Origin of the sequence: Planktothrix rubescens CCAP 1459/22, from assembly GCA_904830895.1 — a bacterium.
Classification (GTDB): domain Bacteria; phylum Cyanobacteriota; class Cyanobacteriia; order Cyanobacteriales; family Microcoleaceae; genus Planktothrix; species Planktothrix agardhii.
In genome coordinates this window covers 94505-115479 of sequence record LR882958.1, presented here as the reverse complement: position 1 = coordinate 115479, position 20975 = coordinate 94505, and the positions used below count along the sequence as shown (strand labels likewise).

Sequence of the window (20975 nt, the reverse complement as noted above, 5' to 3'; positions counted from 1 at the left end):
TATTTAGCTCCTCCTTGCGCTGAAGCGCAACAACGAACTTAAGTCAAATTTGGAAATGTGTTATGGAAGCATCTACAGACTGGCAACAGGTTAAGGCATCTTTTAAGAAAATTTGGGGTTATGATGATTTTCGACCGCCCCAAGGAGAAATTATTAAGAGCTTATTAGATAAAAAAGATGCCTTAATTGTTATGCCAACCGGAGGCGGAAAATCCATCTGTTTTCAGCTTCCAGCACTATTACAAACTGGATTAACTTTAATTATATCTCCTTTAGTGGCATTAATGGAAAATCAGGTGCAAGAACTTCAAGAATTGCAACTTCCCGCCGCTTTAATTCATAGTCAATTAATGCCCCAACAACGACGAAAAACTTTAAGTTTGGTTCAACAAAATCAATTAAGACTTCTCTATCTTTCCCCCGAAACTCTATTAAGTTCTCCCGTCTGGAGTGTAATTTCTCAACCCACAGTTAAAATTAATGGTTTAATCTTAGATGAAGCTCATTGTTTAGTACAATGGGGGGATACTTTTCGCCCAGCTTATCGACGTTTAGGGGCTATTCGTTCGACCTTATTAAAACTTAAACCAAAAGGAACAAAAATTGCGATCGCAGCTTTTACCGCCACCGCCGATCCCGATGCTCAAGACACAATTAAACAGGTTTTACAACTGCAAAAACCTCAGCAATTTCTATTGAGTCCCTATCGATCTAATTTAGAATTAAATATTAAAACAGTTTGCACTCCCAGAGGACGACAACAACAGTTAATCCAATTTATTCAACCGCGAAAAAATCAGACAGGTTTGATTTATGCTAGGACTCGTAAAGACTGTGAACAATTAGCCCAATGGCTACAAACCGAAAACTATTCAACTGTTGCTTATCATGCGGGGTTGAGTTCAGAAGAACGCCGAAAGATCGAAAAAGATTGGTTACAGGAAAAGATTAAATTTGTAGTTTGTAGTAGTGCCTTTGGTATGGGAATTAATAAGAGTAATGTGAGATGGGTATGCCATTTTCAAGCCCCTTTTTTATTGTCTGAATATATTCAAGAAGTGGGACGGGCGGGGAGAGATGGGAAACCTGCGATCGCCTTAACTATTATTAGCGAACTTACGGGGTTTTTCTATCCTGAAGATAAACAACGACAAAAATATTTAATCGAAAACCTAGAAAAACAATATCAATCTGCAAATCAATTAATTAAAAAACTTCCAGCAACGGGAAATATAGAAACTCTATCTGAACAATTTAAAAATAGTGCGATCGCCCTTTCTATTTTACACGCCCAAGGACGATTAATCTGGCATAATCCCTTTGATTATGAAATTCTATCTAAACCTGCAAAATTGAATCAAGATCAAAATAGTAAAGCCATTCAACAAATGAATCAATACTTAAAAACCCGTGATTGTCGATGGAAGTTTTTATTACAATCTTTTGGGTTCAACCTAGATAATCAGTTTAAACGCTGTGGTCATTGCGATCGGTGCAAATCTTCTCGTTAATTATCATAAATAATCAATATCTTAATCTGCGATGGCGTAGCTGTCGTAGATTAATCATAACCTAATTCAGCAACGCCACTTTCCTATTTTGTATTCCTTGCTATTGAGTTTTTCTGACCCATTCTAATATACCATCCGCTAAGGTTATTGCTAGTTTTTGTTGTTCTTGAGGGTTAACAATCCATTCAAATTCTTCGGGATTAATCATAAATCCTAATTCTAATAACAAAGATGGGGCAACGGTCGGACGAGTTAAGGCTAAATTATTCCAAAATACGCCATAGGAAGGACGGTCAAGTTTGTTAACTAAATATTCATGTAAAAACACAGCTAAATCGTGGGCTTGAGGGTTATACCAAAAGGTACTAAGCCCTTTTGTTTTGATGGCATTTCCATTATCGGGTAAGGCGTTATAATGAATAGAAATTGATAGATCTGGTTCCTGTTGATTAATCATTTTCACCCGATCTTGAGGGTACAAATCTTCATCGCCGTTGCGGGTCATAAATACCGATGCACCGCGTTTAATTAGTTCGGCTTCTAATAGTTTAGAAACCACTAAATTAACATCTTTTTCAGGATATCCCGTCGGCCCTTTTGACCCTAAATCATTGGGGCTACCATGACCGGGATCAATTAAAATTTTTAACCCCGATAAGGGTAAATTCGATTGGAGTTGGGGGGGATTTTTCAGAGATAAAACTAAAGTTGTGCCATCATAACGGAGTTTGTAACCCCATTGTTGTTTGGTTTTAAAATGAAATGTATATTGCACCGCATTTTGTGATTCTCCGAGGGGAGATAAAATCGGTTGCCAATCCATACGCGAAATTAAAGGATTATCATTAAACCGAATCGTATCGGTTTTTGCGGTTGTGTTATGGAGGGTTAAGGTTAAACTCTGATCTTCTTGTTTAACAGTGATTGGCACTGGTACTTGTAGGGGAAAAGAAACCTCTAACCAATCCCCAACTTGACGAGAACTAGCACTTCTAATTACGGAATTAGGGGGAACCGACTCGGTGGTAATCTTGGTTTCACTGGCTTTAATCCACCCCCCATAATCAAGACGTAAATAATCTCCTTGTCGTCCGATAATCGTGGCACGGGTTCCCTTGGGTAAAGGAGTTAAACGGGAATGATCGCTACTGGGGCCAGTGCGGGCTACCCCTTCATCTACAATGACTTCAGCTACTTCAAATTGAGTCGGAGAGAGAACAGAAATTTTTCCCGTTGCCAGTTGGGTAATGGTTTGATTATTCAGGGTTAATTGATATTTCGGTTGACCTAAATCCAAGGATTTTTGGGAAGCAGAAAATTGCAAATTCTCAGCAATTTTTCCACATCCTTGATATTTTAAGGTATCAGATTTTATGGGTTGATTAGTTCCGGTTAAAACTGCTTTGTTATCGGGTAATTCTAATCTCTGAGACTGGGGAGATAAAGATAGAATTTGTCCGGCTAATTCAACAGAAACCGTTGATTTTTCCGGGGCGATCGCACTAAAACAAATTAACTCCCCCGGAAGGATGGCCAGATTTTCAGAGGGAGTCAATGAATCATTGAAAAAGCTGACCGGATCTAAAGAATTTGCTTCCGTCGCAATTCGAGTAATATTAAGTTTGATTTTTTGATCTTTGTAGCGTAGAATAAAATTGTTTTCCCCAAGTTGCAATGGAAATGTGGGTGCAAAGTGACCAGCTTGGCTTCGGGGAATTACTTGACCATTAATTGAGACTTCTCCATCGGGTGTTGCTGTTCCAATCAAAAAAATACGATCAGATGTTGTTTTGTGATCTGGTGGCGGATAGGCAATATATAAAGGTTGTTCCGCCACTGTTGAAGATACCAAAGCCATACTGATTAGCGTCGTTAGTCCTAGCATTTGTTTCATTTTACTAATCACGGGCTTTCTTCCTGCCATTTGATCCATCAATCCTAAATTTTAATCCACTTAGGGGGGTCTAATTTTTCTGACCCCACAAGTCAGATAGGATTTAATTCTATCTGGCTTTAGGGTGCTGTTTTAAAGCATACCCCTGTTTTTGTTTTTTCAAAAGGCAAATCGCAACCAACGATTGAGAGTGTTGATAGAGCGATCGCACAAAGAAGGCTGGGGTATGCCTTGATTTTCACTTTCCCATTGGTCGATTAATTGCCGACCCAGGGGAGTGAGGCGAAAACTATCAGTAATCCCCTGACCATCAACTTCTCGACGCAGCACCCCCACCTGAATCAGCCATAATAGGGTATTTTCTGCGGCTAGTTCGGTTAAGGCCATACGGGTATAGGTAGAATTGACTCCAGACTCCCCGGCAATTCCAGTCAGACTGACACTATTAAACCGGATCGTGGTGAACAGTAGCAGTTGAAAGGGAGAACACCGGATCGCCCGTTCAGCCCGTTTTAAGGTGCGTTCAGAATATTGAATTGAAGACTTACCAGGAGATTCCAAAACGGTCATAACGCTCGTATGGGATAATTTTAACGTTCTTTTTGTTACTGTATCCCATCTCAAGAGTTAAGAGCGAAAGAATTGATGGCGATATAATACCATCTCACCGTGGTCGGGAACCCAAGCCACCCATTCATCCTCAGTCACCTGACATAAGAGCAACGCCTGATCATGGCTATAGGGATTGGGTTTTTCCCGCATCTGTACCCAGGTAGAGGGATTAAATTCCGAGGCATACCCAACAATAGGTTGCCATTGGGGTTGAACCTTTGTATCCGCTTGTTTGAGATTAAGTTTCATAATTTTTTGTCCCTTGTCAACCGTTAATATTCAAGTTCTAGGGGTCTGAACCTGAAAAATAAAATTATTTCTGTATTCAGAGTTACATAATTATCGATATAATCCAAGCTCCTGTTGCAGAACTTAACGTTGGGATTCCAGGTCAGGAATAAAAGTTGACATCCTCCCGACACAATCAGCGAAGCGTTAGTGCGGGTCTTCTTACTCCGATTTTTGATAAAAACTCTAAAAAAATCACCACCACCACTAATCACCCAAGGATTTAGTGGCGATGGAATCAATAAGGTTGAACTTTAAATCCAGAACAAATTAATATAAATCTTCCTCTTTATCCGTCTCAATTACACAATCGGAAGTGGGGTAAGCTACACAGGTTAAGACATATCCTTCTTTAATTTGGTTATCATTTAAGAAAGCCTGAGACGATTGGTTAACCGTACCGGATACTATTTTACCTGCACAGGTAGAACAAGCACCAGCACGACAAGAAGATGGTAGTTCTAGTCTGGATTCTTCTGCTATATCTAAAATGAACTCATCATCAGGGACTTCAATCGTATTTTCGTCGCCTTCTTTACTTATCAGTGTGACTTTGTAAGTAGCCATGTAGTGATCCTCTCACGAATTTTGATAAAAACTCTAAAAATCCCCGACAGCAAGCAAAATCTTGATTAGGATTTGTTGACATCGTGGAATTTTTTTCTCTTTAGACAGTACGAAAAAAAGCCAACTTTGTAAATTTTAAGGCGGGTTGGGGGTCAGATTAACAGGTGAAGTCAGGGTATTGAAGTAACTAAACTCTTAATTTCTAAAAACCCAACTTCAGCCCGTCAATCCTTTATGAATTCAAAGACCAACGCCGATAATACCCATCACCGTTGAACTTTGAACAAACACGCCAACGACTAGGCTTCCATGTCTTGCATTTCTTCTTCTTGGTGAGTCAGGATCTCAAGATCGGAAGTGGGGTAAGCCGCGCACGTCAAAACGTATCCTGCTTCGAGTTGCTCATCCTCTAAGAAATTCTGATCGTCTTGGTTGACTGTACCGGAAATAATTTTAGCTGCACAGGATGAGCAAGAACCTGCACGGCAGGAATAGGGCAGATCCATACCTGCTTCGTCTACCGCGGCATCCAAAATATAGACATCATCAGCGACTTCAATGGTTTTCTCGCTGCCATCGTCGGGATTTTTCAATGTGACTTTATAAGTAGCCATGTAGTGTTCCTCTCGTTAATTTCGATAAAAATATAAAAATCCCTTATACAAACCAAAAGCATTAATGGGCTTTTGCTTGCATCACAGATTTTTTTCACCTCTCGATATTAGGAGAAAAAGCGGAAGTTGTAAAACCTTGTCAACCTAGATTTAGAATGGGATTTATTATAAATTTTTCTAATTACATCTTGATTACTTATATCTAGTTCCCTTGTCCCTAACTCTGTTATCATGACTCAATCTTTATTTTTTTCTGTTGGTAAGGCTTCCCATCCCCTGCAAGTGGGCATCGTTGGTACTGGATATGTGGCAAAAATGCGGGCGGCGGCTTTAATTGCTGATCCGCGATCGCAGCTTGTGGCCGTTACAGGTAATACCCCGGCCTCCACCATTGCCTTTAGTCAAGAATTCGACGTGACGGTATCTGCATCCTGGGTTGATTTAGTCGAACGGCCAGATATTGATCTGGTGATCATTTCTACGGTTAATCGAGATCATGGCAAGATTGCCCGTTATGCTTTAGAACATGGTAAGCACGTCGTTGTTGAATATCCCCTGAGTTTAGATCCCGATGACGCAGAATCTTTAATTACCCTGGCGCGAGAGAAGAATAAACTTCTCCATGTTGAACATCTTGAACTTTTGGGGGGACTCCATAATGCCATTAAAGACTCCCTGGCAGCTATTGGTCAAGTCTTCTATGTCCGTTATGTCACTATTAACCCCCAACATCCGACCCCCCCTAAATGGACATATCAGCCGTCTTTATTTGGTTTTCCCATGACTGGGGCTTTGTCCCGTTTGCATAGATTTACTGATTTATTTGGGACGGTAGCTAGTGTCAATTGTCAAGCCCAATATTGGAATATTGAACCGGATCTTTATAAAGCCTGTTTATGTAATGCTCGGTTAACTTTTAGTAATGGTATCCTCGGAGAGTCTGTTTATGGAAAAGGGGAAGTTTTTTGGCAGTCTGATAATACTTTTACCCTCTATGGTGAACAAGGAACGTTAATATTTACTCCCGAAAAGGGTCAACTAATTCAAAACGATACTATTCAAAATATTGAGGTAGCTTCTCGTCGAGGATTATTTGTTAAAGATACCCAGATGGTTTTAGATTTTCTCTATGAAGGAAAGCCGCTTTATATTACGCCAGAAGCTAGTTTATATACCCTAAAAGTTGCTGAGGCGGCGCGACATTCCAGTTTATTAGGGGAAACTGTCAAGATTCATTCTGATATGAAATCTTGAAATCGGTGCTACATAAGTTCCCTAAACCATGCGTAGAGACGTTGCATCCAACGTCTCTACTTAATCATTAATGTTGTAAAACTCTCCCCAATTTGGGCTATTTTTAGGTCTATCCCTGACTCAAAATATCTATAAACTCCTGCACAATCTCATCGGGTTCTTGATTGCACCGATTACAGTCATAATAGTGGATAATACAGATACCCTGAGTTTCAAAAAGGCGATCGCGCCCTTCAACTTTTGCTATATTAGGTTGTGATAATAATTCCAGAATCCCCCATTTACCTTGATTAAAAATTAGAAAGTTTGGTTCTTGATTTTGTCTACCTTCTGGTGTTGTCAGACGCACTTTAGCATTAGGAAAAAAAAGAATATTGGCACGATCCAGTGCTTCAGCTATTTTTATTTGTTCTTCGCAGTGGAAATGCCAATTATTCCACAGATAGATTTTTTCTTCTAGGTTAGAGTGAGTTTGGTGATTATTTTCTGTTTCAGATTGTATGATTTTTTCTAGGGAGTCAGTGTTATTGTCTGGTAATAATACTTGCTCTAAATCTTGCTGACATGAGACAGGTTCACTAAAGTTTGTAAATAATAGTCTTGTTCCACTTAAACTCGCTAAATTTAATGTTGCGCCAGTTAGATTTGCGCCACTAAGATTAACTTCTATTTCCTGAGTTCGATGCAAATTTATTTGATTTTGTCGCAAATATCGCTTAAAAACAGACTGTAAATTATTTTTTTTTACCTTTTCGTCAAAAGCGTCTGAGAGTTGTTTCCAAAGTTTAGCAGCAATGGCTTTTATGTATTCATCATCATACTTGGAAAGTTTAGCAATTTCTTGATATGAACATCTCCCTTCCCAACATTGTCTAAATATTAGCTCTTGTACGTCGTTTAAGCATTCGCCATCGAGGACAACTTCTGCGATCGCAAGAGCTTCATCAACAGTCATGGGTTAAAGTTCCTTAAAGTATTAGGTTAAGTTTTAAACAGATGAACCTCTATTCTACCCATTAAGGTTGATGTTGATTCAACCAATTTTCTAAATCCGTTGCTTCTGAAAAATCCAGAAGTGCTTCCCCTAAATTCTCTAATTCTTCTACAGATAGGGTCTGAATTTGTTCTTGTATTGTAGGAGCGATCGCACCGAGTCGTCGCGTCAACTGGCGAGTGACAAATGACATCGCCTCCCGTTGTCTTCCTTGTTGCAGACCTTGTTGTCTTCCTTGTTGGAGACCTTCAAGGAGACCATCTTCCCGAATTTCTTGGTAAATGACAGACTCGCGCATAGTTTCCTTCCTAAATAGTTGTCTGATTAAGTTTTTTTCAAACCTCAAACCCGCAAGAACTTGAGTACAAGCGAGTAGATCGGCTTGTTGTGAAGTAGGGGTCGAAGGAGGCTTTACAGCCCCCAACTCCCATACAAAACCGTGCTTGCGACTTTCACCGCACACGGCTCCTAATCTAGTTGACTGTTATCATCAGAGCATCCATCTTCTTTTGAGTTATAAGACCCATCAGTTGATGTTTTAATATCGTGGCAATGGCGATGTAATAATTGCAGGTTTTTATATTCATCTTTTCCGCCTAATGACGTTGGGATGATATGGTCGATTTCTGCAATATCTTCTGGGGTGAAATATTGACCACAGAAGGTACACTTGCCTTTCTGTTTTTTAAGCAGAAATGCTACTTTGTTGGGTACATCGAAAGATGTACCTTTTCTTGTACTCCAATTGGAAACGACTTTGGAATGGTAATTACACCATCCTCTAATTACAGGATTTAGGCGTTTGATTAATAGACATCTCCAAAATATAAATTTGGAAGGATAGCAAGATGGTAAAATTTGATTTTACCCCAATAAGAGATGAGTAACTTAAGAGAGTATCTGGACAAGAATCCCCAGCAAGCAAAAAGGCTATTAGGGATGGAATATGAACAGTTGATAGAACTCATTCAAGCTGCGGAGTTATTAGAACAAGAAAAACGACAAGAACAAGAAAAAACTAAAATCAGGTTGATTAAAGCAGGTGGGGGTCGTCGCCAGAAATTATCTGTGGATGAACAAATATTACTAACTCTAATTTATCTGCATCAGATGCCCACATTTCAAATGTTAGGGTTACAGTTTGAAGTGAGTGAATCAACAGCGAATGATATTTTCCATAACTGGATAAAAATCTTCAGAGAATTACTACCAGCGAGTTTAGTTGAGCAAGTAAAAAAAACGAGAGTGATTGGGAGTGGGTAGAAAAAATTCTGCTGGAATTTGAGTTAGTAGTAGATAGCTATGAACAGCCCAGGGAAAGACCAACAGACAATGAAGAGCAGAAAAAATATTACTCAGGAAAGAAAAAAACACATACCTTTAAAAATCAAGTGATTGTCATGCCAAATGGGAAAGAAATAGTGGATGTAGCAGTGGGTTATACCGGAGCAACAAGCGATCTAAAATTGTGGAGAGAAAGAAGCGAGGAATTGGGGAACAATCAAAAATACAGAGGGGATAAAGCTTATGTAGGGGAAACAGCAATTAATACACCACATAAGAAACCGAGAAATCAAGAAATATCGCTTGAACATCGAGAAGAAAATCGGTTAAAAGCCAAACAAAGGATTGTAGTCGAACATTTAATAAGACTGATAAAAATCTATCGAGTTGCTTCAGAAAGATTTCGGTTAAAGAGGCAAAATTATGAAGCAGTAATCTTGACAGTATGTGGACTAATAAGATGGCGAATAGGAGCGATTGTATTATCATCTAAGAATTGCCCATAATTCTTGTGAGAAATGATTAGATATTAGAGAGAAAATTCATTAATTATTATTAATGTAACTGAAAAAGCCTATGAATCCGTTACTTTGGGAGAACCTCGCACAAGAGTGCTACAGGTTCACAAAGTAGCGATAGAGGGCATTTGGGGATTTTCGGAGATGTCTATTAGTGTCATGACTTATAAAGTAAGAAGATCATGTTCATTTACTGATTGATTGCAATCCCCAAATCTGTATCAGCACTTTTGTAAATAATCTCAAAACGGTTTCTAGTTGATGTCTCTTTTAACCCGGTTTTCACACAAGTGGCTACCAAGCTCCGAGGGTTTTTGTGTTTTAGGATACAGAATCATTGTTGGAATCAATGAGCAAAATACAGATTCAATCTTTGGATATTGGTTATAGGAAAAGAATAGTAGCGATGCTGAAAAAATTAGGAATTATTGGATTACTTACATTCATTCTGTTAGCTGGCCCTATGACGGGAACAGCTTGGGCGCAAGCGGCAGTAGAAAATCCGATTAATACCGGAGATACCGCCTTTATGTTGATTTCGGCTGCCTTAGTCCTGTTTATGACACCCGGTTTAGCCTTCTTTTACGGGGGCTTAGTCCGCTCTCGAAACGTCCTCAACACCATGATGATGAGTTTCATCTTAATGGGCATTGTCGGCGTTACCTGGGTATTCTGGGGATATAGCCTCGCCTTTGATGTCTCAACTCCCATCTCGGAAGGTTTTGGCAAAGGCATGGAACAGTTCATTGGCGGATTAGATTGGGTATTTTTAAATAAAGTCACAGCCGAGGCTCCTGACCCCATTGGCTATGCCGGAACCATCCCCCACCAGTTATTTATGGTGTATCAGATGATGTTTGCCATCATCACCCCAGCCTTAATTTCTGGGGCGATTGTGGAACGCATCACCTTTAAGGGCTATTTTTCGTTTGTCTTACTTTGGTCTACATTTATTTACTCTCCCCTAGCCCATTGGGTTTGGGGTCGGGGTTGGTTACAAGCCATTGGTTCCTTAGACTTTGCAGGGGGAACCGTTGTCCATATTAGTTCTGGGGTGTCGGCGGTAGTTATCGTTTGGATGATTGGCTCGCGGAAAAGTTTTATGGTGGTTCCCCATGCCCCCCATAATGTTCCTTTTGTCCTATTAGGAATTGGGATGTTATGGTTTGGCTGGTTTGGCTTTAATGCTGGCAGTGCTTTAAGTGTAGGTTCTTTAGCTACCGTTGCTTTTGTCGCCACCATGGTTTCAGCATCAGCCGGAGGATTGACTTGGGCAATTGTGGAATGGTATTTACGCGGTAAACCAACGGCCGTTGGGATTGCTAGTGGTTTCCTGGCTGGGTTAGTTGGAATTACTCCCGCAGCAGGATTTGTTACCCCGGTTGGTGCTATTTTAATCGGTTCTATCACGGCCGTTTGCTGTTTCTATGCCGTCAGTTGGCGGGTGAAATTAGAATTTGATGATTCTTTAGATACCTATTCCGTTCATGGTGTGGGTGGAACAGTTGGGGCTATTTTAACCGGAGTTTTTGCTACAAAAAGTGTCAATCCGGCTGGATTTGATGGACTTTTGTATGGCAATCCAGGGCAATTAATTCCTCAAATTGTTGGGGTAGTTGCTACCTACGTTTTTGCTGGGGCTGGAACTTTTGTGATTATCAAAATTCTCGGTTCCTTAATGGAATTGCGAGTTAAACCGATGGTCGAAGAACAAGGTTTGGATATTGACCAACATGGAGAAGAAGCTTATGGCGAAGACTTTGCTTCAGGTTTAAGTTTTTCAACTGGAAGTTTTTCTGGAAAAGAAAGGTAATTTTAGGGATTTAGGGGTTTCATTACTAAAATGAAACTCCTATAAATCTAATTTTTAGTTAGAAACAGAGTTTTTAATTATTCGGCGGTTGAAACCGCAGCTAAACAAACAAAACCCGCCTGCGCGGGTTGAAGATTCTGGGAGCGGATTTTTCCTACCCACATACTCTCCTTGTCCGCGCAGGCGGACATCGTTTGTGTAGCCGCGATTTCAATCGCCGAGGGCTTGATTTCTACATAAAGGGAATGTCAGATCAAATCAAAGGGCTTGATTTCTACATAAAGGGAATGTCAGATCAAATCAAAGTTTTTAATTATCCGGCGGTTGAAACCGCAGCTACACAAACAAAACCCGCCGACGCGGGTTAAAGATTCTGGGGAAGGATTTTTCCTACCCACATACCCTCCTTGTCCGCGCAGGCGGACATCGTTTGTGTAGCCGCGATTTCAATCGCCGAGGGCTTGATTTCTACTGCTGATTCATAACTCAAATATTGAGATACTCTACCGCTAAATAAGTTATTAATAGTTTGAGCAACTAATTTTAACCAGAGGGGATTACCTTGATAAAGGTTAATCAATTCTGGCCAGCGATCTTCATCTAATAAACCTTTTTCTCTAATAATTTCTGTGGCGGCTTCACCTAAGCCAGTTAATTGTAATAAACATACTGCTAAATTATCATCGGTAAATGTTAAAATATCTGAAGGGGGTTCCCAACTATTGAGGATTAAGCAGCTATTATGAGGAATTTCGCCGATAAGTTTAAATAGGGTTCCATAATTTTCATATCCGGGTTTATAATTGCCTGCAAGTTGGCCGCTGTTGAGGATTTGCTGCACGTCATCTAGGATGATCAGACAGCGATAGGTGCGTAGTTAAAATGACCTGAATTTGAAACTTTAGAAATTTGATATCTTTCAATTGCAGACTTAAAAGTAGATTTATTTACATTTTCCTCTAAAATTTCTGACATAATTTTCCATAATTTTGAGGCGATATTTCCCACATGACGTTCCGTACAATAAAATTCTTTAGCAACTTGAGAATATCTTTATACAACCCCTACTGGAACAATAAACAGGCAAGCCAAAAGCTGCCCAATTTAGAACTTGCCGAGTCTTTGGGATTGAAAATACCAAAAACATTAGTTACGAATAATTATGAGAAAGCCAAAGAATTTGGAGACAATTCCCTCAACATCGGCTTTGATGAGGTGGCATTTTGGGAGTTGGAGGCTATCAATTGTCTGCACCTCGACTTGCTCCCCATCTCCTAAACCACCAAGTTCTAAACCACCAAAATTATTACTCTTTTTATACTCAATAAACGGTACTCTTATAACTCCAGTCTCTTTGCCAAGAACTGCATGGCGTGTGATAACATTAGTTAGATCATTCAACACTAAATTTGCACACAGAGTCTGGAAGATGAGGCGTTGTGGTTCAAAGGCAAAAACAGTTCCTTCTAGTCCAACAGCTTGAGCAAGAAAAATAGTGTGCGATCCTATATTTGATCCAGCTTCAACAACCACAGCACCGGGGTGAAGTATTTGCTTAAATATATCTATCTCGGTTTCTGACCACTCTCCGTAAATATCTAGCGATCGTCCAATAAAAATGTCATACTTGCTGTACACCATAAAGCCATAGCGACAGGATGATATGTTAGGTATTAACTTCATTAATCTCCTACTTCTAATTTTTGCCAATTTAGCAATATTCGTTTCTTGACTAAGCGTGCGATCGCCTCTTCCTCAAAAATTATTAACTACTCAGATTTAAACTGGTGGCCTGCGAATTCTCGTCTGCATTTCATCTGCAACCACCAAACAGCCTTGCAAAGTTTCTAGTGGTTGCTCGCTGACAACACGGGACAGTACATCAAGCACATACTGACGGCTACGACTGCGAGAACGTAACAATAATATACCCGGATGAGTTCCTGGCGGGAAACGACGGACATCTGAAAAGTCTAAGTCTAGGGTGATAAAAAAACGCCCCTCAGCACAAGCTTGCTGCCATACAATCTCGTCATCAGCACCCGATAGTCCTTCATCTGTGACGCGATCGCAATCGTAACCCATTTGTCGCAAGAACTCAGCGTGTGCGACACTCATATTTTCATCTAATTTTATCAGCATTGTACTCATCGAATTGGCAATAATTCCTCTTCTCTTGTCAGTGCCGCAGCATAGGAGAGCGCAGCCTTTACATCTTCTAATTGAAGTGGTGGATATTCGGCGACAATTTCTTCGGCTGTCAGTCCATCCGCTAAGTTATCAAGGATAACTGATACCATAATTCGAGTTCCTTTAATGCAAGGTTTCCCATGACAAACCTTGAGGTTGATAGTAATATATTCTTGCCAGTTCATTTTTGTGCAACGAGGGTACATCTACCAGTATATCCTATATGTTTAACGGACGAATTTTTTTAATTTCTGCTCCCATTGTTGGGTCAAAATTAGTCAACCAAATATCACCCCGTTTAGGAAAAAGAGAGTCACATCAAATCAAAGGCGGTTGAAACCGCATCTACACAAACAAAACCCGCCGACGCGGGTTAAAGATTCTGGGGGCGGATTTTTCCTATCCACATACCATATAAGTCCGCGCAGGCGGACATCGTTTGTGTAGCCACGATTTCAATCGCCGAGGGCCTTATTATGAGGAATATCACATCAAATTAAAGTATTTTCATTGCTTCCACAACTTTTTGAGAAATAAAAGGTAAAATTTCCTCGTTTTGACTTTGGGCTTTTCCCTCCGTAAATACTACTAATAAATAAGATTGAGTCGAATTAAGTTCAATATAAGCTGCATCATGGCGAACTTGGCTAGTATGTCCGGCTTTTGACCAGAGTTTTGCCGTTTTAGGTAATCCACCTCCTAGAAAACCTGCGACTTGATTCTCTGGATTTTTCGCTAAATCTTTGGGGTCAAGACTGCGTTGAATTAATGTCATCATCTGACCAGAAGCAATCGAAGAAACCGCCACCCCACCAATAATACTATGCAATAATCTCGCGGTGGCATTAGTGGTTAACATATTGCGATTTTCCATTAATTCCCCTACAAAAATTCGTTCTCGACCATAGGCTCCATCACCCCAAGTTTTTTGATTCACATTAATTGATTCAAATTCCGGCCAGTTGAGGGTTTGTAAATAACGATTAACTAAATTGCGCTGACTTTTCCAGGTTTCAAACGGCCCTGTTGGTAATTCTGGGCCGCTTGTAGTTCCAGTTAATACATCAACTACTAAACTGGTAGCATCGTTACTAGAATCAATGATCATATCTCTAGTAGCTCTTTCTAATTCCGTGGTTGTCCGTAACATTCCCTTTTCTTTCCACTCAAAAACGGCCAGTAAATAAAATAATTTCACAATACTAGCCGGATAAATTTGTTCAATTCCCCGATAGTTAAATCCCCGCACGGGATATTTCCCAAATTCCTCCGGGGTTAAGGCGCCCCCGGTATTAACAGAAATCGGTGGGTCATATACTAACCAAGTCATAGCCACTTGATTGGCAGCTAAACCTGGAAATTGTGCGCGAGTTGCATCTATAATGCCAGTGCCTAGAGTTTCTAATTGTTCATCGGAATGGAAAAAAGTCATTTCAATTGTCAGTGTCGAGTGTCAAGTTTGCTAGTTTTGGCTAAGAGTCAATAGTCAACCCCCAACCGTCAACATCCATTAAATTAATTATGATTGCCAAACCCTTATCAGATACGATTGAGTATTGCTGTAGAGAGAATTTGGATCTCTATGATGGAGCCGACTGCCAAACTTTAGCAACGCAAGCGGCTGTATCTCGTCATTTACGTCTACTTCCCCAATCTAAAAATCACACTAATAATTCCCCTAATATTCTAGTTCAATTATGTGAAGATAATTATACCGCTTGGTTACTTGATTCGGATCAAAAGCATTTAGAGATTGCCACTCAGCCCTATCTCGCTCCGATTTGGTCAGAGGCTCAAATTCAAGCCGCAATTCCCCAGATTATTCAGTTTACTCAAGTCGCAATGGCAACCCCTAATTACTATCTTTGGGGCGGGACGGTCAGCCCTAATTATGATTGTTCGGGTTTAATGCAAGCTGCCTTTGCTGACGCCGGAATTTGGATTCCCAGAGACGCCTATCAACAAGAAGCCTTTGCCAAACCCATCACTTTTAATCGAGAACAATTAGATTTTTCGATTCTTCTCCCTGGGGATTTAATATTTTTTGGAACTGTCGAAAAAGCGACTCATGTTGGATTATATCTCGGAGACAAAAAATATATTCATAGTTCGGGTAACGAACAGGGTCGTAACGGCATAAAGATTGATGTGTTATCATTAGAAGGAGATACCTGTATTCAGTATTACTTTAAACGGTTACGGGGGGCAGGACGAATAATTTCTAGTTATCAACTGCTTCCTAAGTAAAGTCATGTCTTGCTTAACGGGTGGAGTCTGTTAATATGGCTTGGGATTAAGATTGGGTATCCTTAAATTATTATATATATCAACTTTGTTTTGGAGACTGGCAATGCGTCAATTTTGGTTTCTATTCTCCATCGGTATTTTGGCAGTTGGGTTAGGGGGATGCGGTTCTAAACCTGAAGAAACTGCCACCACTCCTAGTCCAACTACTTCTCCTGCAACTTCTCCATCGGCCGTAGCTTCGCCGAATCCCAATGCAACCCCGACCCCGGGGCAAACACCCCCGTTTAAAGATCCGTTAGTCAAAGAACAGTCAAACGTGGCTGCGGGTGCGGGTTTGATTCAATCGACCAATTCAGAAGAACGGTTACGTCTCCTGGGTAAACCTTCGACGGCAACTTCTGCTGCACCGTTAACAACAACGGCTCCCTCTGCGGTGAGTATCGATCCTTTTGCAGTTTTACCTCCATCCATTGTCCAAGCTGCTCCTGAAGTGGGCAAAGCACCAACTGTACCGGAACAGACAACTCGGGCTGTGCCTGAATTACCTAAATTAGCGGTAAGTGAAGCCCCCATTCGCTGGGTCTCTACTAGCACCAATCTTCTACCTCCTAAAACCCCTGGAGCCATTGGAACCCCTGGAACCATTAGAACTCCTGGAACCATTAGAACCCCTGGAACCATTGGAACCCCTGGAACCATTGGAACCCCTGGAACCCAACCGGGGAATGGAGTGACAACATTCACACCTCAAATTACTAGGTCTGTAAGAGGCGTACCCACTTTACCGAGTTTACCCATTGCCCAAGTCCCCGATTTACCGGCAATTCCCAATATACCGACACCCCAATCCTGGCGTGATCCTAATCCCCCGCCACCCCGTCCCGTTGCTACCCAACCTTTTGTTCCTCCGCCTCCATCTACAGACTTAGCTCGAGGGATGGAAGTGACCGGGGTATTGCAAGTGGGAAATCAAACTAAGATTATTCTTAAGGCTCCCGCAGAACCGACCAGTCGTTATGTGAACGTGGGACAGCGTGTGTCTAATGGTCAAGTTTTGGTTAAACGAGTCAAGTTTGATACTGGTGGTGAACCCATTGTTATTTTCGAGCAAAATGGGATTGAGATTGCTAAATCTGTAGGTGCTATTCCACCGGCTGATCCCAAGGTTAATAATATTGGTCTGCGATCTTCGGGAGTTCACTCTGGTTGAATAGGATAGATCTAATCTGGAGAAATTTGTATGTTTTTTTCATAAGAAAAAGTTGGAATTAACCATGGTTTATTCAATCCGAAAATGGAGTTTTTTGATGCTAACTCTATCGAGTTTAGCGGTTGTTGTTGGTGTTAATCATCCTCTACCTTCTCTTGCACAAAAAGCTGACGGAAAACGTCCTCCGATTTGTGAAGGACAGTTACCGACGGGAATGGTCAAGTGTAACTATGAGGGAGGAGATAACTATAAGGGAAGTTTTGTTAATGGTAAACCGGACGGTCAAGGGATTATGGTTTATGCAAACCGCGATCGCTATGAAGGACAGTTTCGCAATGGTTTACCGAATGGACAAGGGGTATTCATTTTTTCCAATGACGACCGGATCGTTGGGATATTTAAAGATGGCAATATTACCCAGGGGACGGTGATTTTTGCTAATGGCGATCGCTATATTGGAACTTTTAAACTGGTGCGAGAAGTTGGGGGCGGAACGGTTAGTAGTCAACCCAGTGGTCGCGGACAGTTTATCTATTCCAATGGCGATCGCTATGAAGGTGAATTCTTTGCCGGATCTCCCTTTGGTCAAGGGGTGTTTACCCGAATTAATGGCACTCGCTGTCAGGGACAGTTTTTTAATCAACAACTTGATGGTAAGGGAACCTGCACTTTTGCCAACGGAACTCGCTTTGAAGGTGAATTTCGCGGTGGGGTTCCCCATGGCCAAGGAACGATTATTGATGCCAAAGGAAAACGCTTTCCAGGTAGTTTCCGTGATGGCCAGAAAGTATAGGAGGGAATGGGGAATTACGAATTACGAATGGGTAATGGGTAATGGGTAATGGGTAATGGGGAATAGAAAGAATGCACCTTATATGTGTCTTTCCAGGGGATAATGGCTGGGTTAGCAATAAAACTTAAAGAGTTAAATTAACTTAGACAGCCAATCCAGTAGTACCCTGAGTTTATTGAACGTCTTTATTCGTTTTTTGATTGAAAAGGGGAAGAAAAACCAATGGTTCAACGTGGTTCTAAAGTTCGTGTCCTACGCAAAGAGTCCTACTGGTATCAAGAAGTAGGTACAGTTGCTTCCGTAGACGCCAGTGGCATCAAATATGCTGCGATTGTTCGCTTTGATAAAGTGAACTACTCCGGTATCAATACCAACAACTTTGCCGTGAGCGAACTGTTGGAAGTGGAAGCTCCCAAAGCTACCGCTAAAAAATCCGCACCCGCCGCTAAAAAATAGCCTGTGCCGGAATTACCGGAAGTTGAAACCGTTAGGCAAGGTCTAAATCAAGTGACCTTGAACCAAACAATTGTGGGGGGTGAAGTGTTGCTTCAGCGCACTCTCGCCTACCCCTTTTCCATTGATGAATTTTTGCAGGGTTTAACTGGAGTGGCGATCGCATCCTGGCATCGCCGAGGAAAATATTTACTGGCGGAATTGGTTAAATTAGACAGCCAGAGAACCTCTGGAGGCTGGTTAGGGGTTCATTTACGGATGACAGGTCAATTATTATGGGTTAGCCCCCAAGACCCCTTACAAAAGCACACTCGGATTCGTTTATTTTTTGCGGAAAATCGAGAATTGAGATTTGTTGATCAACGCACTTTTGGTAAAATTTGGTGGGCGCCACCCGGTCAGGAAGTTTCTAGTATTATTACCGGATTAAATAATTTAGGCCCAGAACCTTTCACTTCAGAATTTTCCGTTGAATATTTACAAGAACAATTTAAAAAACGTCAACGCCCAATTAAATCTGCCCTTTTGGATCAAAGTTTAGTGGCCGGAGTTGGGAATATTTATGCGGATGAGTCTTTGTTTTTAAGCGGAATTTCCCCAACCACTCCCTGTAGTGCCTTAACTCGTCCCCAACTCGAAAGGCTACATCACCATATTATTCAGGTGTTGAAAACCAGTATTGAAGTGGGCGGGACAACGATTCGTAACTTCCTGAATGTTCAAGGGGTGAATGGTAACTATGGCGGCACAGCTTGGGTTTACAACCGTACTGGAGAACCCTGTCGAGTCTGTGGAACCCCAATTGAACGTTTGAAACTTGCCGGGCGGTCGGCTCATTTTTGCCCAAAATGTCAGTATTAGGGACAATATCTTGGTGGGATATAGATTAAAAATTAAACCTATTTTATCAGGCGTGAACGCCTCACCAAGAGGGTTTCACGCCTAGAATTAAATGGGGTTTAACCTAAGTTTAAATCCGTGACAGCACCAACACTACTCGATGAAACTAATTTCGCATATTTGGCTAAAACTCCTTTCGTATAACGGGGTTTTGGAGCTTGCCAATTTTGCCGACGTTGGGCTAATTCTTCCTCAGAAATATTCACTTGCAGTAACCGTTGATGGGCGTCAATAGTAATACTATCTCCCTCTTGAATTAAACCAATATTCCCACCAACCGCAGCTTCCGGGGCGACGTGACCAACAACCATTCCATAAGTTCCTCCTGAGAAACGACCATCGGTAATTAATCCGACTTTATCCCCTAAACCAGCCCCAATAATTGCCGAAGTTGGCGCTAACATTTCCCGCATTCCTGGCCCACCTTTCGGCCCTTCATAACGAATCACAATCACATCACCAGCGCTAATTTTTCCGGCTAAAATTGCATCCAAACATTCTTCTTCCGATTCAAAAACTCGCCCTGGGCCAGTAATAACTGGATTTTTAACTCCGGTAATTTTAGCAACCGCACCTTCCGTGGCTAAATTGCCTTTTAAAATCGCTAAATGCCCTTGAGCATACATAGGATTATTCCAAGGACGAATTACATCTTGGTCGGGACTGGGTTCGGAGGGAACATCGGCTAATTGTTCAGCAACAGTTTTCCCGGTTATTGTTAGGGCATCCCCGTGAATTAACCCTTTTTCTAATAACATTTTCATCACCAAAGGAATGCCACCAGCCTTGTGTAAATCCGTGGCAACATAACGGCCACTAGGCTTTAAATCACATAACACCGGAACCTTAGCCCGAATAGCTTCAAAATCATCAATAGTTAGTTCAACTCCGATGGCATTAGCAATAGCTAATAGGTGTAAAACCGAATTAGTTGAACCGCCCACGGCCATAATTACAGCGATCGCATTTTCAAAGGCTTTTCTGGTTATAATTTGACGGGGAAGAATCTGATTTTTAATTGCTTCTCGTAACACATAGGCCGACTGTTCTGTACTTTCGGCTTTTTCCGCATCTTCTGCCGCCATGGTTGAGGAATACATTAAACTCATTCCCATCGCTTCAATCGCAGAAGACATGGTATTTGCTGTGAACATTCCCCCACAGGAACCCGCCCCCGGACAGGCGCGACGTTCCACTTCAATTAATTCTGTCTCGTCAATTTTTCCAGCACTATATTGTCCGACGGCTTCAAAAGCGCTAACAACAGTTAAATCTTTACCATTATAATGTCCGGGTTTAATGGTTCCACCATACACAAAAATGGACGGAATATTCATTCTAGCAATCGCAATCATCGCCCCCGGCATATTTTTATCACAGCCACCAATTGCTAAAACCGCATCCATACTTTGGGCGTTACAAGCAGTTTCAATCGAGTCAGCAATTACCTCTCTTGAAACCAAGGAATATTTCATCCCTTCAGTCCCCATAGAAATGCCATCGCTGACCGTAATTGTTCCGAACATTTGCGGCATCGCCCCCGCTTGTTTCAGGGCAGCTTCAGCGCGTAATGCTAGGGCGTTAATGCCCATATTGCAAGGGGTGATGGTGCTGTAACCGTTGGCAATTCCAACGATGGGTTTGGTAAAATCTTGATCTCCAAATCCCACCGCCCTTAACATGGCACGGTTGGGGGTGCGTTGGGTTCCTTGGGTAATGGCTTGACTTCTCAGGTTATCGGACATTAATTGTTCCTCTTGTGTGCGGGTTGTGTTCCAACGGTTCAACGACGTTTTTTGTATTGTTGTTACTCGCTGATCTAACCCATTTTTT

The 20975-nt window shown here is 41.3% G+C and carries 24 protein-coding genes and 3 pseudogenes; 11 read left to right on the top strand and 16 right to left on the bottom strand.

The features are described 5' to 3' along the window. The first annotated feature begins 62 nt into the window (after window positions 1-62). Entirely contained in the window at window positions 63-1511 is a 1449-nt protein-coding gene (locus NMG86_RS00575; RefSeq protein WP_026788213.1) for a RecQ family ATP-dependent DNA helicase, read from the top strand. A gap of 100 nt (window positions 1512-1611) precedes the next feature. On the opposite strand, the gene NMG86_RS00570 is transcribed toward NMG86_RS00575, so the two are convergent. The 5 genes from NMG86_RS00570 to NMG86_RS00550 form a co-directional block, all read right to left on the bottom strand. Further along, window positions 1612-3405: an N-acetylmuramoyl-L-alanine amidase family protein gene (locus NMG86_RS00570; protein ID WP_026796768.1), complete on the bottom strand. Its 1794-nt coding sequence runs from the start codon at window positions 3403-3405 to the stop codon at window positions 1612-1614. Window positions 3406-3564: 159 nt separating this feature from the next. Then, a complete protein-coding gene (locus NMG86_RS00565; RefSeq protein WP_026788211.1) occupies window positions 3565-3975 on the bottom strand; it encodes an Npun_F0494 family protein in 411 nt (136 codons plus the stop codon). A gap of 57 nt (window positions 3976-4032) precedes the next feature. Then, complete coding sequence (locus NMG86_RS00560) at window positions 4033-4266, bottom strand: hypothetical protein (RefSeq protein WP_026788210.1); 234 nt, start codon at window positions 4264-4266, stop codon at window positions 4033-4035. Between the two features lie 309 nt (window positions 4267-4575). Next, on the bottom strand, window positions 4576-4872 hold the full coding sequence (locus NMG86_RS00555) for a ferredoxin (RefSeq protein WP_026796767.1): 297 nt from the start codon (window positions 4870-4872) through the stop codon (window positions 4576-4578). Between the two features lie 299 nt (window positions 4873-5171). Then, window positions 5172-5486, bottom strand: a complete 315-nt coding sequence (locus tag NMG86_RS00550; RefSeq protein WP_026796766.1) for a 2Fe-2S iron-sulfur cluster-binding protein — start codon at window positions 5484-5486, stop codon at window positions 5172-5174. Window positions 5487-5717: 231 nt separating this feature from the next. Between NMG86_RS00550 and NMG86_RS00545 the strand changes: the two genes are divergently transcribed. Beyond that, window positions 5718-6740, top strand: coding sequence for a Gfo/Idh/MocA family protein (locus tag NMG86_RS00545; RefSeq protein WP_026796765.1), 1023 nt, complete (start codon window positions 5718-5720; stop codon window positions 6738-6740). A 109-nt stretch (window positions 6741-6849) separates the two neighbouring features. Here NMG86_RS00545 and NMG86_RS00540 read toward each other — a convergent pair whose 3' ends face one another. From NMG86_RS00540 to NMG86_RS00530, 3 genes and pseudogenes are all read right to left on the bottom strand, one after another. Beyond that, on the bottom strand, window positions 6850-7695 hold the full coding sequence (locus tag NMG86_RS00540) for a pentapeptide repeat-containing protein (RefSeq protein WP_026796764.1): 846 nt from the start codon (window positions 7693-7695) through the stop codon (window positions 6850-6852). A 61-nt stretch (window positions 7696-7756) separates the two neighbouring features. Further along, a complete protein-coding gene (locus NMG86_RS00535) occupies window positions 7757-8032 on the bottom strand; it encodes a DUF4351 domain-containing protein (RefSeq protein ID WP_237157229.1) in 276 nt (91 codons plus the stop codon). A gap of 170 nt (window positions 8033-8202) precedes the next feature. After that, window positions 8203-8544: pseudogene (locus NMG86_RS00530) on the bottom strand (HNH endonuclease); the annotation flags it as partial. A gap of 69 nt (window positions 8545-8613) precedes the next feature. Here NMG86_RS00530 and NMG86_RS00525 point away from each other — a divergent pair. From NMG86_RS00525 to NMG86_RS00510, 4 genes and pseudogenes are all read left to right on the top strand, one after another. Beyond that, complete coding sequence (locus tag NMG86_RS00525; RefSeq protein WP_498600484.1) at window positions 8614-8997, top strand: helix-turn-helix domain-containing protein; 384 nt, start codon at window positions 8614-8616, stop codon at window positions 8995-8997. 5 nt (window positions 8998-9002) lie between these two features. Next, on the top strand, window positions 9003-9524 hold the full coding sequence (locus NMG86_RS00520; protein ID WP_499103730.1) for an HARBI1 family protein: 522 nt from the start codon (window positions 9003-9005) through the stop codon (window positions 9522-9524). Window positions 9525-9723: 199 nt separating this feature from the next. Then, window positions 9724-9798, top strand: a pseudogene (locus NMG86_RS00515) (hypothetical protein); the annotation flags it as partial. An 87-nt stretch (window positions 9799-9885) separates the two neighbouring features. Then, the gene (locus tag NMG86_RS00510) at window positions 9886-11349 is read left to right on the top strand and encodes an ammonium transporter (protein ID WP_237747571.1); all 1464 of its coding nucleotides are present in this window, start codon (window positions 9886-9888) and stop codon (window positions 11347-11349) included. 364 nt (window positions 11350-11713) lie between these two features. Here the strand turns inward: NMG86_RS00510 and NMG86_RS00505 are convergent, their stop codons facing one another. The 7 genes and pseudogenes from NMG86_RS00505 to NMG86_RS00475 form a co-directional block, all read right to left on the bottom strand. Continuing rightward, on the bottom strand, window positions 11714-12190 hold the full coding sequence (locus NMG86_RS00505) for a hypothetical protein (RefSeq protein WP_026788204.1): 477 nt from the start codon (window positions 12188-12190) through the stop codon (window positions 11714-11716). Between the two features lie 14 nt (window positions 12191-12204). Continuing rightward, window positions 12205-12357, bottom strand: coding sequence for a helix-turn-helix domain-containing protein (locus NMG86_RS00500; RefSeq protein WP_479687581.1), 153 nt, complete (start codon window positions 12355-12357; stop codon window positions 12205-12207). A 138-nt stretch (window positions 12358-12495) separates the two neighbouring features. Next, window positions 12496-13032, bottom strand: a complete 537-nt coding sequence (locus NMG86_RS00495; RefSeq protein WP_051319707.1) for an FkbM family methyltransferase — start codon at window positions 13030-13032, stop codon at window positions 12496-12498. A gap of 96 nt (window positions 13033-13128) precedes the next feature. Continuing rightward, window positions 13129-13491 carry a DUF5615 family PIN-like protein gene (locus tag NMG86_RS00490; RefSeq protein ID WP_162832336.1) on the bottom strand — a complete coding sequence of 121 codons (363 nt, stop codon included), beginning with the start codon at window positions 13489-13491 and terminating at the stop codon, window positions 13129-13131. Between the two features lie 5 nt (window positions 13492-13496). After that, a complete protein-coding gene (locus NMG86_RS00485) occupies window positions 13497-13745 on the bottom strand; it encodes a DUF433 domain-containing protein (RefSeq protein WP_233423087.1) in 249 nt (82 codons plus the stop codon). Window positions 13746-13758: 13 nt separating this feature from the next. After that, window positions 13759-13833 (bottom strand): annotated as a pseudogene (locus NMG86_RS00480) (hypothetical protein); the annotation flags it as partial. A 202-nt stretch (window positions 13834-14035) separates the two neighbouring features. Next, window positions 14036-14971, bottom strand: a complete 936-nt coding sequence (locus tag NMG86_RS00475; RefSeq protein ID WP_026796762.1) for a serine hydrolase — start codon at window positions 14969-14971, stop codon at window positions 14036-14038. Window positions 14972-15060: 89 nt separating this feature from the next. Between NMG86_RS00475 and NMG86_RS00470 the strand changes: the two genes are divergently transcribed. The 5 genes from NMG86_RS00470 (at window position 15061) to NMG86_RS00450 (ending at window position 19103) form a co-directional block, all read left to right on the top strand. Next, window positions 15061-15786, top strand: a complete 726-nt coding sequence (locus tag NMG86_RS00470) for a C40 family peptidase (protein WP_026796761.1) — start codon at window positions 15061-15063, stop codon at window positions 15784-15786. Between the two features lie 103 nt (window positions 15787-15889). Next, window positions 15890-16996, top strand: a complete 1107-nt coding sequence (locus tag NMG86_RS00465) for a hypothetical protein (protein WP_052338593.1) — start codon at window positions 15890-15892, stop codon at window positions 16994-16996. A gap of 64 nt (window positions 16997-17060) precedes the next feature. Then, entirely contained in the window at window positions 17061-17789 is a 729-nt protein-coding gene (locus NMG86_RS00460; protein ID WP_026796760.1) for an MORN repeat-containing protein, read from the top strand. Window positions 17790-18011: 222 nt separating this feature from the next. Beyond that, complete coding sequence (locus NMG86_RS00455; RefSeq protein WP_026788198.1) at window positions 18012-18245, top strand: photosystem I reaction center subunit IV; 234 nt, start codon at window positions 18012-18014, stop codon at window positions 18243-18245. A 3-nt stretch (window positions 18246-18248) separates the two neighbouring features. Next, the gene (locus NMG86_RS00450; RefSeq protein WP_026796759.1) at window positions 18249-19103 is read left to right on the top strand and encodes a DNA-formamidopyrimidine glycosylase; all 855 of its coding nucleotides are present in this window, start codon (window positions 18249-18251) and stop codon (window positions 19101-19103) included. 98 nt (window positions 19104-19201) lie between these two features. Here the strand turns inward: NMG86_RS00450 and ilvD are convergent, their stop codons facing one another. Further along, window positions 19202-20887, bottom strand: coding sequence for a dihydroxy-acid dehydratase (ilvD, locus tag NMG86_RS00445; RefSeq protein ID WP_026796758.1), 1686 nt, complete (start codon window positions 20885-20887; stop codon window positions 19202-19204). Window positions 20888-20975: the final 88 nt, after the last annotated feature.